The sequence below is a fragment of the Thiomicrorhabdus xiamenensis genome (genome assembly GCF_013282625.1).
Lineage (GTDB): Bacteria > Pseudomonadota > Gammaproteobacteria > Thiomicrospirales > Thiomicrospiraceae > Thiomicrorhabdus > Thiomicrorhabdus xiamenensis.
The window spans coordinates 1,318,865-1,332,726 of the sequence record NZ_CP054020.1 but is presented as its reverse complement, the minus strand read 5'-3'; the positions used below and the strand labels follow the sequence as shown (position 1 = coordinate 1,332,726).

Annotated in this window: 13 protein-coding genes; 8 read left to right on the top strand and 5 right to left on the bottom strand. The window is 47.4% G+C overall.

The window, feature by feature from the left end:
- The first annotated feature begins 85 nt into the window (after positions 1–85).
- Positions 86–958 (top strand): DMT family transporter, encoded by an 873-nt coding sequence (locus HQN79_RS06100; RefSeq protein WP_173285065.1) that lies wholly within the window; start codon positions 86–88, stop codon positions 956–958.
- A 47-nt stretch (positions 959–1,005) separates the two neighbouring features.
- Here HQN79_RS06100 and yjgA read toward each other — a convergent pair whose 3' ends face one another.
- The 3 genes from yjgA to HQN79_RS06085 form a co-directional block, all read right to left on the bottom strand.
- Positions 1,006–1,551 (bottom strand): ribosome biogenesis factor YjgA, encoded by a 546-nt coding sequence (gene yjgA / locus HQN79_RS06095; RefSeq protein ID WP_173285063.1) that lies wholly within the window; start codon positions 1,549–1,551, stop codon positions 1,006–1,008.
- The gene (gene ligA, locus HQN79_RS06090; protein WP_173285061.1) at positions 1,544–3,574 is read right to left on the bottom strand and encodes an NAD-dependent DNA ligase LigA; all 2,031 of its coding nucleotides are present in this window, start codon (positions 3,572–3,574) and stop codon (positions 1,544–1,546) included. The genes yjgA and ligA overlap by 8 nt, the downstream gene beginning before the upstream one ends.
- Before the next feature lie 110 nt (positions 3,575–3,684).
- Complete coding sequence (locus HQN79_RS06085; RefSeq protein WP_173285059.1) at positions 3,685–4,749, bottom strand: cell division protein ZipA C-terminal FtsZ-binding domain-containing protein; 1,065 nt, start codon at positions 4,747–4,749, stop codon at positions 3,685–3,687.
- 293 nt (positions 4,750–5,042) lie between these two features.
- Between HQN79_RS06085 and HQN79_RS06080 the strand changes: the two genes are divergently transcribed.
- Together HQN79_RS06080 and HQN79_RS06075 are read left to right on the top strand one after the other, a co-directional pair.
- Positions 5,043–6,758, top strand: a complete 1,716-nt coding sequence (locus tag HQN79_RS06080) for an FGGY-family carbohydrate kinase (protein ID WP_173285057.1) — start codon at positions 5,043–5,045, stop codon at positions 6,756–6,758.
- Between the two features lie 28 nt (positions 6,759–6,786).
- Positions 6,787–7,125, top strand: coding sequence for a HopJ type III effector protein (locus HQN79_RS06075; protein ID WP_173285055.1), 339 nt, complete (start codon positions 6,787–6,789; stop codon positions 7,123–7,125).
- A 78-nt stretch (positions 7,126–7,203) separates the two neighbouring features.
- On the opposite strand, the gene HQN79_RS06070 is transcribed toward HQN79_RS06075, so the two are convergent.
- Positions 7,204–7,965, bottom strand: coding sequence for an HAD family hydrolase (locus tag HQN79_RS06070; protein WP_173285053.1), 762 nt, complete (start codon positions 7,963–7,965; stop codon positions 7,204–7,206).
- A gap of 258 nt (positions 7,966–8,223) precedes the next feature.
- Between HQN79_RS06070 and dksA the strand changes: the two genes are divergently transcribed.
- The 4 genes from dksA to HQN79_RS06050 all read left to right on the top strand — a co-directional run bounded on the left by dksA (position 8,224) and on the right by HQN79_RS06050 (position 11,386).
- Complete coding sequence (dksA, locus tag HQN79_RS06065; RefSeq protein ID WP_173285050.1) at positions 8,224–8,652, top strand: RNA polymerase-binding protein DksA; 429 nt, start codon at positions 8,224–8,226, stop codon at positions 8,650–8,652.
- Between the two features lie 195 nt (positions 8,653–8,847).
- Entirely contained in the window at positions 8,848–10,479 is a 1,632-nt protein-coding gene (locus HQN79_RS06060; RefSeq protein WP_173285048.1) for a bifunctional aminoglycoside phosphotransferase/ATP-binding protein, read from the top strand.
- Between the two features lie 97 nt (positions 10,480–10,576).
- Positions 10,577–11,143 (top strand): hypothetical protein, encoded by a 567-nt coding sequence (locus HQN79_RS06055; RefSeq protein ID WP_173285046.1) that lies wholly within the window; start codon positions 10,577–10,579, stop codon positions 11,141–11,143.
- An 18-nt stretch (positions 11,144–11,161) separates the two neighbouring features.
- Positions 11,162–11,386 (top strand): hypothetical protein, encoded by a 225-nt coding sequence (locus HQN79_RS06050; RefSeq protein WP_173285043.1) that lies wholly within the window; start codon positions 11,162–11,164, stop codon positions 11,384–11,386.
- Between the two features lie 23 nt (positions 11,387–11,409).
- On the opposite strand, the gene HQN79_RS06045 is transcribed toward HQN79_RS06050, so the two are convergent.
- The gene (locus HQN79_RS06045) at positions 11,410–12,054 is read right to left on the bottom strand and encodes a YqiA/YcfP family alpha/beta fold hydrolase (RefSeq protein WP_173285040.1); all 645 of its coding nucleotides are present in this window, start codon (positions 12,052–12,054) and stop codon (positions 11,410–11,412) included.
- A gap of 20 nt (positions 12,055–12,074) precedes the next feature.
- Here HQN79_RS06045 and HQN79_RS06040 point away from each other — a divergent pair, with 20 nt between their 5' ends.
- Positions 12,075–13,832: a single-stranded-DNA-specific exonuclease RecJ gene (locus tag HQN79_RS06040; protein ID WP_173285038.1), complete on the top strand. Its 1,758-nt coding sequence runs from the start codon at positions 12,075–12,077 to the stop codon at positions 13,830–13,832.
- The last annotated feature ends 30 nt before the right edge of the window (positions 13,833–13,862 follow it).

Below are 13,862 nucleotides of genomic sequence, written 5' to 3'. Positions count from 1 at the left end.
ACACGGCAGAAACTTTACCGTAACGCTCACTAGACCTCCCTTTTGCCGTATTCAGCCGGCTTGCTTCATATAGGAAAGCTTCATAATGCTTCTCGCTTTAGCCTACTTGACAGTGGTTCTGATTTGGACCACAACGCCTTTAGCCGTTGTATGGGGCGGCGCTACGGATTGGTATTTTGCCGTAGCTTCGAGAACCACACTGGCTGCACTGGTTATCGTGCCGGTTGCCCTTTGGTTTGGTTTTCATCGACGATTCGCACTTAATTGGCGAAATATCAAAATCTCTCTGTTTGCCGCTCTACCGATTTTTGGCGGTATGACGCTGATGTACTGGGCCGGACAGTATTTACCATCGGGTTGGATTGCGGTTATTTTTGCCATGACGCCGCTGGTTACGGGGGTTATCGCACACTTTCTACTACCGAAAAGCCGTCTGAATCTGTATAAAGTCGTGGCAATTCTAATCAGTTTATGTGGTCTGATAATCATCTTTGCGCCCAATTTACGTCAGGAGCTGGCCGGGTATCAACTGCTTGCTATCCTTAGTGCTTTTGCTTCGGTGTTTGTACACTCGCTCGGCACGGTTTTAACGAAACGGTGTGCCACGCATTTGCCCTCGCTCGATATCGTTGCGGCCGCTTTAATTCTTAGCGCATTGGGTTATTTTGTTGTCCAGCCTGATTTACTTCTGTTTCCACAAAGCTATCCGGATTTGAGTCACAAGGAAGTCGCCGCTATCGTCTATGCGGCCCTGATCGGCTCGGTCGTCGGCTTCCTGTTGTTTTTCTATCTATTGAAAAATATGGATGCGCTTAAAGTCGCGTTGATCCCGGTAATTACACCGGTTTTTGCAATTTTACTGGGGCACTTTTTGAATGCAGAACCACTGGGCTGGGATATTGCAGCGGGTGCCGCGCTGGTTTTGATTGGACTGCTCCTGTTTCAAAAACAATCATGATGCTTTGCCAACAGGAGCGAGGTGTAAACAAGTAAATTGCGAGCGGTTTACCACTCAAGCGAGCGTAAGTACTTGAAGATTTCGCGTGCCGCCTTGGGTGGTTTACCCTGCTCTTGTTCTTTTTGTGCGTTACGGATGGCCTGACGCAGATGCTGGCGGTCAACCTGCGGATACTGTTGCATTAATTCGCCAAGTGCTTCGTCGCCCTCTTCAACAAGACGGTCGCGCCACTGTTCCAGTTTATGGAAATGGGCATTCTGCTGCTTGCGTTTGATTTCCTCTTCATCTAAAAGTGCTTTAATTTCAACGATAAGTGGTTCGTTTTGACGCAGAAGTTTACCAATATAGGACTTCTGACGTTTAATGGCATTGCCTTTTGTGATTCGGCTCATGGTATCCAGCGCTTCGCGCAGGTCGCCAGGCAGGTTCAGTTTGGACAGTGTTGCCGGTGACATTTGCAAAAGCTGTTCGCCCAGTTCGGTCACCGCCAAGGCTGCTTCTTTAATCTGTGTACGGCTGTCAAACTCTTCTTGCTCCCAGTCCGCTTTTTTCGACTCGACTTTACTGCGATTAACATTGCGTGGTCTAACCATGGCTTGACTCCATCAGTTCGGTAAATTGTTGTTCGTTTAAAATAGTCACGCCCAGCTGCTCCGCTTTGGTTAATTTTGATCCCGCTTTTTCACCGGCAACAAGGAAATCGGTTTTAGCTGAAACGCTTGAGGTGACTTTGGCGCCCAAAGCTTCGAGTTTTGCTGCGGCCTCAGTTCGAGATCCCTGCTGTAAGGAGCCGGTCAAAACGACGGTTTTCCCGGCAAACGGTGAATCTGCAGGTTGCTCGGCGATCTCGATTTCCGGCCAGTGAATGCCAGCGGCAAGTAAACCGCCGATCACTTCCAGATTATGCGGCTGGGCAAAGAAGTGTTTAATCTGTTTAGCGACAATCTCACCAATATCATCTACTGCCAGTAACATTTCCTCTTCTGCGGATTCAATTGCCGGTAGTGATTTGAAGTGATTTGCCAGGTTTCGTGCCGTAACCTCACCGACCTCGGGAATGCCAAGAGCAAAGATAAAGCGTGGCAAGGTGGTGTTTTTCGATGCATTGATCGCATCAATGACTTTTTGGGCGGATTTTTGTGCCATTCTTTCCAGACCGGCCAATGTCTCTACATCCAGTTTATAGAGATCATCCGGGTGTTTTACCAATTCGAGATCGCACAGCTGGTCGATTAACTTATCACCCAACCCGACGATATCCATCGCTTTGCGCGACACATAATGTTGCAGCGCTCGTTTACGCTGTGCCGGACAGAAAAGCCCTCCAGAGCAGCGATGCACGGCTTTGTCGCCGTCCTTAACCACTTCTGAACCGCACTCTGGACACGAACTCGGCATATTGAACAGCGGCAACTCCTGCTTGCGGAAGGAAAGTACCGGACCGACAATTTCCGGAATAACATCTCCGGCTCGGCGTACGATCACCTTGTCGCCGACACGAACGTCTTTACGACGGATTTCGTCCAAATTGTGCAGAGTGGCATTGGAGACAACGACACCGCCAACTTCGACCGGCTGCAGTCTGGCTACCGGGGTTAAAGCGCCGGTGCGCCCGACTTGAATATCGATCCCCAACAGATCCGTCCACTTTTCCTGAGCGGGAAATTTGCGTGCTATCGCCCAACGAGGCGCCTTGGCGGTAAATCCAAGACGTTCATACCAGTTGATCTGGTTGACCTTGTAAACAATGCCGTCAATTTCATAGTCGAGCGAATCCCGCTTTTCAACCAGGCGCTGATAATAGTCGCCCATTCCTGCGGCACCGATCACTAACTGCGTTTCCGGATTGGTCGGCAGTCCCCAGACTCTGAATTGCTGCAGAGTTTCAGAATAGGTGTCCGGCTGCGGCCAATCATGGCTGATCTCACCCCAACCATACAAAAAGAAACTCAGTTTACGTTGTGCGGCAATACGCGGATCGAGTTGGCGGAGGGTTCCGGCGGCCGCGTTTCTCGGGTTGGCAAACGCTTTATCCCCTTTAGCCATCTGATGTTCATTTATCTGCGCAAAATCTTTTTTGCTGATAAAAACTTCTCCGCGTACCTCAAGTGTTTGTGGCCAGTCATCGCCTAACAGCTGCAGAGGAACCGAATGCAATGTGCGAATATTGTGTGTTACGTCTTCGCCGGTAACACCATCCCCTCGTGTAGTCGCTTGCTTAAGACAGCCGTTTTCATAACGGATATTAATTGCCAGACCATCCATTTTCGGTTCGGCAATATAGTCTATCTGTTCAGAAGGGATTTTCAGGCGATCCTGAATTCGGCGCTCGAAATCCTGCAGATCTTCCTGACTGAAAGCGTTATCAAGAGAAAACATCGGTACGGCATGTTTGACAGACTGGAAACTTTCAATCGGAGCATCTCCAACTCGCTGGCTTGGAGACTCGGAAGTAATCAGTTCCGGGTGCTGTTTTTCAAGCTTCAGCAACTTTTGATACAAAGCATCATACTCGGCATCACTCACTTGAGGGTCATCGAGAACATAGTACTGGTAATTGTGATAATTCAACTCTTTACAGAGTTTTTGATGTTCAGTCTTTAATGGATTACTCATGTGCCGTTTTAAGTTTGATTAGAGGTAGGCTATTCAGGATAACTGCTCTCCCAGCTGCGATAACCGCGAATAGGAGAGCTTGAAGGATATAGCGTTTGAGAGGCGAATGGTTATAGGCTTTCGGTCACTTTTTGTGAGTCGTAGCCCAGAGCACTGTCTCGCAAAGAGCGGAAATAAGGTTCATTCACTTCGTGTTGCTGGTCGTTGAATACTTTGCCGTTAATTCGGGTTGCAAGCTTACGGGTAACCTGAATAAAATCGTGCATTGCTGCCGCTGCAGGAATACATGTCGGCAGATCCAGTATAACCACCACACCAAGCGTTGTATCATTGACGCGTGGGTTTTCCGGGAAGGAGCCTGGATTGAGCAGATTGACGACTTCAAAAACCGTGTTACCGCGGTTATCACGCAATTCGTAATGCCCTTTATAATTTCGTTTCAGTGTATTGGCCATCATAAACTGGTGAATATCGGTAACCTGGACCTCATCTTCAGCAACGACAATCAATACAAAAGTTTTAGGCTCCGCTTTATCCGAATCCATAATGGCGTTAAAAGCACGGCGCTGCACTTCAGATTTATCATCCGGAACCCCGAAAGTAGGCTTCTCGTGAGCAGGAGGGAAGTCTTGCTCGCTTAATTCTCCCGTCATGCCCGGATCATCGACCATCAAAACATGGTGCGGGCTTTGTTCTGTTTCTGTAGCCATACTCTGAACAGCAGCGTGTACGGCAGGTTGAACCACATTCTGATTCGAAGTGACCGAAGGTTCTGTTGCGGTGGTACTTTCCTGCTGAGGGACAGATTGCTCAAGTTGGCTGATAACCGGTTCATTTTCAAAAGGCAATTCGCGCTGATTCGGATCCACTTCCTGAGCGGAAATAAAAGGCTCAGCCAATTCATCTTGTTTTTGTTCTTCCTCTTCTGGCGCGCTTGCAGAGTCATGTTTACCGAAAGGATTGCTGCCGGGAATGATTTTACCGTTTTCGAATTTGGCGGCATTCTTGGAAGGCTCTGCTCGTGTCTGAGCCTTTATTTCTTGAGTTTCTTGTTTGGTTTTTTCGGCAGACTCCTGATATTTCTGCTTTTTTCGATAACCTAGAACTAGAATCAGTACGATAATAATTGCCATCATGGCAATTAAAACCATACTTAGTTCATTTAATTCACTCATTCAAAACTCCGCCAACATTTCTTATTGGTTATTTTTACGGGAAACTCGAGGCAATGCCCGACTCTAATCATTTTATGCAAGCAATGCTTAATGACAAGATCGGTTTTGGTCCAAGATACAATCAGGTACCGGAACAACAAAGAACCAAGATAGAATCAAGCCCGACATCTTTTATCGTTATTATTTTAGCTTGTAAATTGTAACTGGTAATAAGCGGCCTTTTCTAGTAAAAAATGGGCGTTTTACGAATCAATGACGGCATTTTTTACTTAGCCGTTCGATTAAGGCTATTTATGACTGTTGAGTCCGTAACGAAAGAAACGAAAACCATGAATGAAGATAGCGACACAACCTATTTGCACAGCAAGATTATTTTAGGAATCGACCTGGGAACTTCCGGATTGCGAGCTTCAATTGTCGAACGACGAGTTTCACAAGAGAGTGAAACACGCGACTGCCATGATTTTCCGGATACGATTCAGGACACCGTTCTTGCCGAAAGCAAAATCGTGATTGATGATAGCCAAAGTCATTCGAATACGGTTTTATGTAACCATGATAATCAACTGCGGGTTCAAACGAATAAATCCTCAATACAGGATCCGCAGGTCTGGCTGTCTAGCCTCGAGACACTGTTAACCCAATTAAAAACGCGCATCCCCTTCAATCGTATTGACGCCGTTATTGCCGATGCGACATCCTCGACGGTCATGTTGTGTTGCGAAAAAGGTCAATTATTAACGCACGCACTGATGTACAACGACGCTCAGGCTGAAGATGAAGCTAAATTGATCAGTGATTATCAGCAGTTTTATAAAGCGCTTAATGGCGATATTGAAACCGCTGCCAGCGGCGTGAGCAGCAGCCTGGCGAAAGTGTTGTATCTGTATCGCAACCTGAGTCTGCAAAACTTAAATAAACAACCGTTGCAGATCGTGCACCAAGTCGATTGGCTAAACAACTATTTCCTCCGCTTCCTCGCTCAGGGCAAATGTCTCAGTGACGAAAATAATCTATTAAAACTGGGTTATGACCCTGTACAAGGCGATTATCCACTATGGCTCAAACAATTTCTGAAGCAGGAAGCGCCGGAACTGCGCCTGCCGGACGTCGGCGTGCCCGGAGAACCGATTGCAGCCATTCATCCGGAAGTGGCAGAACGATTCGGATTCAAACCGGAATGCCAGATTCTTTTTGGCAGTACCGACAGCATAGCCGGTTTTTTTTCCTCCGGAGCAACCTCAATCGGCGACGCGGTAACCTCTTTAGGTTCAACACTGGCAATTAAGCAGCTTGCGAGAAACCCTGTCTTTTCAACGCCACACGGTCTTTACAGCCATAAGGTTCATCAATACTGGCTGGTTGGAGGCGCCTCCAACAGCGGCGGAAAAGTTCTCCTAAAGTATTATTCGCTCGACGAAATCACCCTTCTGGATTGGTTTGCAGTAACACTTTGGAAATGCGCGGCTGAAAATAAAAAAGGCATTAGCCGAAACGAAGACGAGGCTTTTTACAGAGTCCTCTCAAGGATGTGCGAAACAGTGGTCAGTTTGGGTGAATACTATCCTTTAGCAACGCCTGGAGAACGTTTTCCGGTAGCGGACAGTGATTATCAACCGGTGTTGGCAGCAAAACCGGAAAGTCGCATGGACAATGGTATTACGCACGTACTGGAATCACTCCGTAAAGAAAAAACTGTTAAGGATCTTCAACAGCTTTCCAAGCGTCTCGGACAAGTTCTGAATAACCAGCAAACTGTTTGTCTGCTCGACCATTTGCGGTTTTTCACCTCTATCGTTCAGGGGTTGACCCAAGTGGAGAAAAAAGCCTATGACCTAATGGCTGAACTGGGGGTACAAAGAAGCGCTCTATATGCTGTCGGTGGAGGAACCCGTAACAGTTATTGGCAACTTTTAAGAGCTCACTATCTGCAAAATTCACAAAATCCGTTACAATCCCCTTTTTCTTTAGAAGCCTCCTATGGGATAACCCGCCTTGCCAGGCTTTAAAAGCAATCATGTAACAACAGAGGTAAGTATGACAATTAGTGAATTGATTAGCGCGGCGTCAAACGCACCGGTTGAGTTCAGCAGAACCATGCAAGTTATTGATGATAACTACATTTTCGTGCCCACCGAATTCAAGAACGGGCAAACCACCAACGCTGCAGATACCAATAATGGTTCCTGTAAACTGTTTGCCTTTGCTCAGTTGAATAACCTGGATGAGCAGACCACCTTGAATCTTTTCGGGGATTTCTATACCAAAGACGTGCTGCAGAATCCGCAAGGTGATGATCACCAGAACATCCGGAATTTCATGCAGTATGGCTGGGCGGGCATCGAGTTTACCAGTCAGCCATTGAGCGCCAAATAAAACGTTGCTGAAACCGAAAACAAAAAAGCCGGGGTTATCCCGGCTTTTTTTATTGCAACACTTTAAGTGGCTGCAAAATCAGGCTTGATGGATTTTCTTAACCAGTTCCAGATCAAGATAATCGTGACCGTGGCTATCGCCCATCAAAACTTTAAAGCTCTGACCCGGCTCACCCATATTATCCAAGACCAGATCCGCTGTGCTGAAATCATCGTTTTGCGTGTAGCCGTTAATGGTAATAATGGTTTTTACCTTAGCAGCAACAGATGACTTGATCCCGTTTTCAGAATCTTCAAACGCGATACACTCTTCCGGTTTAAGGTCCATCTGTTCCATAGCCCAGTCGTAAATATCCGGAGCCGGTTTTTTCGCCGGAACGATATCGCCGGCCGCAATGACTTCGAACCAGCTTTCAGAGTCAGCGCCCAAAGTATTGGTCAAAAGCGCGGTAACATTTGAAGGCGTGGTAGTGGTAACAACCGCCATACGCATGTTTTTATCGCGCGCTTCGTTAATCAGACGCTCGACACCCGGACGAAGCGGAATGCGCCCTTCAGCCATCAGCTGATTGTAAAATTCGGTTTTGGACGCGTGCAGCCCTTTGACGAATTCATCAAAATTTTCCGGTTTTTCAAAATCCGTATTGAATTTTTCCAAGTAGTACTTGATACGCTCTTTACCACCGGTAACCGCCAACAGCTCGCCGTAGAGAGCTTCATCCCAGTTCCAGTCCAAGCCCGCGGCTTCAAAAGCCATGTTAAAAGCGGGACGGTGTCCATCACGCTCGGTATCCGCCAGGGTACCATCGACATCGAATAACAAAGCCTTTAACTCAGCCATATTTCTCTCACTTCAGTTTCTTATAATTGATTCAAGTGCTGAATTCTTACGGATAAGACTAAGAATTTCAAGGAAAAATCGCCATATCTTGGGTTTGTCATTGAAATCTCATACAAAAAAGATTGAATTTTTTGCTTGTGGCGCTTCAACAAAGTTGATATAAAATGTCGTTTAGTCATCAGAGATGGTACTCAATAACAAAACAACTTAACTCAATAATAAAAGTACACAGAAAGAGTACTAGGAAGGAGAAGGACCATGGAAACTCGAGTGGATTTCATTGAAAACTACCCACCTTATGAGCCAAAAAAAGGTGAGGAATATATGAGCCCTGAAATGCTTGAGCACTTCAAGAACAAACTATTGGCTTGGAAAGACCAACTATTAGAAGAAGCCAACAGCACAGTGAGTCACTTAAAAGCAGACTCGTCAACGCCAGCTGATCCTAACGATCGCGCGTCAATGGAAGAAGAATTCGCTTTGGAACTTCGTACCCGTGACCGTGAGCGTAAACTGATTGCCAAGATCGATAAATCCCTTAAAGACATCGAAAACGGTGAATACGGATACTGCAAAATGAGTGGCGAAGAGATCGGCCTAGCCCGCATGGAAGCTCGCCCTACCGCAACTCTGACGGTAGAAATGAAACGTAAGCAAGAGATCCGGGAAAAACAGGGCGTTGCCTAATCGGAACGCTCTGTTTAATAACGCGCCTTAAGGCGCGTTTTTTATTTCCGAATTTCTATTCAGTGATAAATATTGTTTGGGTATTGTATGTTCAGAAAGGCTGATCCTTTTCGAGTTCAGTGGTTAAACTAATAAGCTGATATTTGATGTGCTCCTTCTCCATTATTCAGGATTACCGGAACAGAGTTTCTATTCATGCCAAACCGAAAATCGACCTTGCGCCCCGAATCTACACACTCTCTTGAAGCCTTGGTGAGCGACTTAAGCGACCCGACACTGTACCCGCATTCGGTCGAAGTTATTACGACAATCGAGACGCATATTTCCGTCGTTTTTTTAACCGGTGATTACGCTTATAAGTTAAAGAAACCGGTCGATTTTGGTTTTCTGGACTTCTCCACTCTTGAAGCCCGTTATAAATACTGCCTTTTGGAAGTTGAACTCAACCGGCGAACCGCTCCGGAGCTCTATCTGGGCGTGGTTCCAATTTACTGGGATGCCGAGCGGCAAAAGATCAGCATGCAAGCAAACGATACGGCACCGGTTGAATATCTGGTTAAAATGCGGCAGTTCGACCCGAATGCCGTTCTCGGAAGTCAGGGAGACTGTATCCAGATCTCACATCAGCAGCTCGACAGCCTGGCTTTGCAGATCGCCAAACTGCACTTGAATGCCGAGTCGGTAGACATGAAAAGCGAACTCGGTACGCCTGATGTAATCCTCAAGCCGATGACCGATAATTTCATTGCCCTGGAAGCCTGTTTCGATCCCGAATCGCATCCTTATTTGCAGGACCTCTACCAGTGGACGCTTACGCATCATGCTCAACAAACGCCCCTGCTGTTGCAACGCCGAGAGCAAGGTCGAATTCGCGCCTGCCACGGCGATCTGCATCTTGATAATATTGCCCTGATTAATCGCCAGCCGGTGCTCTTCGACGGCATCGAGTTTAGCGACAGTTTCCGCTGGATAGACGGTATCAGCGACCTGGCCTTTCTGTTAATGGATTTGGCATCGCGCCGCCAGGCTCACTTGGCCTGGCAGATTCTGTCAATTTACCTGCAGCGCACACAGGATTATCAGGGATTGCAATTACTGCGCTTTTATATGGTGTATCGTGCCATGGTTCGCTCGAAAATCACCAACCTTCGTGCCGAACAGTTTCGTTCCGGCTCTTCGGAAAGAGCCAAACTGTGTGTTCTGGCGGATGATTACGTCACCTTGGCGCACGACCTTTCACAAATTCCCAGCAAACCAAAACTGATTCTGTTGCAAGGTGTCTCCGGTAGCGGTAAAAGCCACTTGGCTGAGCAGATGTTGCGCCTAATCGATGCGGTTGTCATCAATTCCGATCGCACCCGAAAAACGCTGTTCGGTATCGAACCGCTCGAACGGGTGTCTGACGAACAAAAACAACGCCTCTACTCGCAGACAATGAACCGGAATACCTATCGAAAGCTTGAAGAAAATGCCCAAACGTCACTGCAAGCCGGTTGGCACACCATTGTCGACGCCACTTTTCTCAAAAAAGAACACCGACAGCGTTTTTACAACCTGGCTAAAGCACTGCAAGTACCAGTTTATCTGATCTATATTGATACCGATTTACAGCTGGATTCGGTTTTTCTCGCCGAGCAGATCAGGCTGCGTACCGAAGACGATAAGAATCCTTCCGATGCAGATGCGGCGGTGATGTTACAGCAATCCCGTTATCTGCAGAAACCACAAGATGACGAACCCTGCATCTGGTTGAATGCACAAAAGCTGCGGCAGGAATTTCCTCAGCAACAGATAAAGCAATTCCTGAACCTGCCGTTAACCTCTTAAAGGAACCTAATCGCCGAGAGAGACAATGCCGCGCCCCGTTTTAAAATCTGCATACCGGAAAATAAAAGCCCTGGCCCACTGGTGTTTACTGATTCCAATGCTGCTATGTTTTTCCGCGCCCTCTGTTTTCGCCGAACCTTTACCCCCGAAACAAGTTCGCTTTCTTGGTTTGGAGGTCGCCAAGCTAACCCAGAAACAGGTTCGTCAACAGCTGTGGCAAATCGGTGGATTTAAGTTTTCCAGATCCAGTCTGAAGCAGCATAATATCGATAAATTCTTTACGCAAACACGACTTGCAGACAGTTACTCCGTGACTTTTTACTATAATGATCTGGGTGAGGTAACCCGATTCAGACGTTTGTATCGTCCTTATTCGACGCAGGGAGATAACAACGGACGGCTTTTGAATACTCAGCGAGTCGCGCACGAGTTAAGTAAAGAGCTAGGCCCGGCGCAAGTACAACGTAAAGGATGGGGAGGTTTTGCGCCCTATTTAAGTTACAGCTGGCAGGATGAAGAGGTTGCCATTCATATTGACCGTGTCGGAGAACATCCTATGGGAGAGGTTTTTATCGAATATCGGATCATAAAACACGACCCCTATGCGGTCAAAGACGAGCAAAATCCAAATGTCCTTCCCTCCTACATTCGCAATGCGGCCTAAGCCCTATTGAGGTGAATTATGCAAGTAAACAACTTTGCCAATATTGCCTATAACGGCATTCAGAAAAACTTCGAACGGCTTAACGAGAATACGCAAACCATCGTTACACCGCAACAGAGCTTCGATAATACCGCCAACGCACTGATCGACAATCGCATGGCGCAGAAAGATATCGAAGCGCTGGTTAAAGTCATCAAAACCGAAGACGGTCTAATCGGACAGCTTTTCGATACTTGGGTTTGAAGCCAAGCTTTACTCAACAATGCTCAGCGAGAAGTCTTTGTTTCTTGCTCGGCAATAAACAGTTTGATCTCCTCCCACGCCTCCGGCAGATGCTGGAATGTATGATCCCCTCCCGGGAATAAAATACTCTTCGCATTCGGTAGCGCTTTGTAGCGTTGCAATGCAAAAGGGATATCCACGACTTCATCCGCCTTATCGGCCAATAACAGACTTGGTATTTCCGGGTTTAATTGCGAAACCTGCAAGTCAGCCAAAACACTGAAGAATGCTTCATTGACCTCGATTATCTCTCCCGTGTAGGGATTAGTATGTTGGCCTAAATAATCGTCAAACAAACTGAGCGGATTAAGTGCCGGATTGATCATAATGTATGGAATGGCATATTTATGGGCGTAATACTGCACCAGATAACCGCCAAGCGAGGAACCGATCAAGCATATGCGCGAATTTTGCTTTTGCCATCGTGCGAGCGTTGTGTCTATAGATTTCAGGCCATCCGCAAGCGATTGCTGAGAATAAGTCGGGCAGAACATTTCCCCTAAGGGATGAGCTGAATTCTGTATATTTCGTTTTTTAAACCACTGAGCTTTATAGCTGTTTCCAGAGCTCAAAAAGCCGTGCAGATACAGTGTTTTCAAATCGTTCTCAGACACTTTTTTGTCCGTCATCTCTGGTACAATCCCTTGCTATGATTAAAAAGCCGAAAATTATCGAACGCCAGACCAATCCCGAAGTCTTTTCCAGCGCCAAAGGCCTGGGGTTGACCGACCTGCAGGCCAAACTTGTCGCCAACCGTTTGGACGATGCCGCACAGTTACAAGCTATCGTTCATCCGCAGTTAAAAAACCTGCAACCACCTAACCAGCTCAAGAATGCCGAAAGCGCCGCCCGACTAATCGTCAAAGCAATACTGGCTGAAGGTCAAATTGTACTGGCGACGGACTACGATACGGATGGCGTCACTTCGGCCTGGGTCGCTAAAACGGCCCTGATCGATTTTTTCGGCGTTGCCGAAGAAAGAGTCGAACATATTATTGGCGAGCGCTCCGCCGGCTATGGTATCACTGATGAGGTTGTCGAACGGATTTTAGCCATCGATAAGCCGATTGAACTGGTGATTTCCGCCGACCAGGGATCAAGTGACGAACCCAGAATCCGTCGCCTGGCGGAACATAATATTCCGGTCTGCGTGACCGACCACCACCATATGCCGATAGAAGGCGCACCGGCCAGTGCGGCTTGTACGGTCAATCCGCAGCAGGAAGGCTGTCAGTATGACAAAACCATCGCCGGTTGCTTTGTTATTTTTCTGGTTATGGCTCAGGTGCGTCAAGAATTAATCAAAACCGGTTATCTGAATCAGGATGCCCCCTCCCTCAAAGCGCTGGCGTCGAATGTCGCTCTCGGTACGGTTGCCGACAGTGTCAGTTTGAAAAGTCCGAATAATCGGGCTATTGTGCGGACCGGCTTAATGCAGATCAATCAGTTTAATACTCCGGCCTGGCAGGCCATGCGCTTGCTGAACGACAATCAGAAACAGTCGTATGATGCAGAATTTCTTGGTTTTCAGGTTGCAACCCGTATCAATGCAGCCAGTCGTGTCAGCGATGTCACCACTGCCTATCATTTTTTGACAGCCCCCACGGTTGAGCGCGCTTCATTTTATTTACAGCAGCTTGATGAAGATAATCAGAACCGCCGTTCCCAACAGGAAGAGATGTTGCAGCAGGCTCGCGAACTGGCAGCGAAGATCTATCATCCCCAGCGCTACAGTCTGGCTATAAAAATGCAAGGTAATGCCGGTATTCAGGGGATTATCGCTTCGCGCATCGGTGAAAAATACGGCGTGCCGACCGTTGCTATGACGGATCTGCAGGACGGTTTCCTGGCAGGAAGCGGTCGCGGCGTCGTGCCGGAAATGGATTTGCGCGCCGCTTTTCAATGGATGTCAGAACAGGAAAATGCACTGTTTAAATCAATGGGCGGACATAAGGGGGCTGCCGGTTGCATGATACCGATCGAACGCTATGAACAGTTCTGTGATCTTTTTGAGCAGGCTGTGCAGCGCCAATTACCGCAAGCCCCCTATCCGATCATTGAATCCGATGGACCTTTGAGCAGCTGGCAGTTGCAACCACAACTTATTTCAGAAATATCCCAGCTCGAACCCTTTGGCCGTGAATGGCCGAAACCGGTGTTTTCCGGGCAATTTATCGTCGATGAAGTAAAGGCGGTCGGGCAAAGCCGAACCCATTTATCGATGAAAGTACTCAGTGAAGATCGACAACGCTTCAGCGCCATTTATTTCAATGCCTTGAACCATGCCGGTGAGCCTTTGCCTTTTGATAGTGGCGATTGGATCGAATGTGCCTACCAGCCGGCGCTGAATACATTTATGGGACGGACCAATGTTCAGCTGCGAATTTCAGCGGCAAGCGTCCTATAGCACTTCTGAAGTAATATCGGAACCCTATCC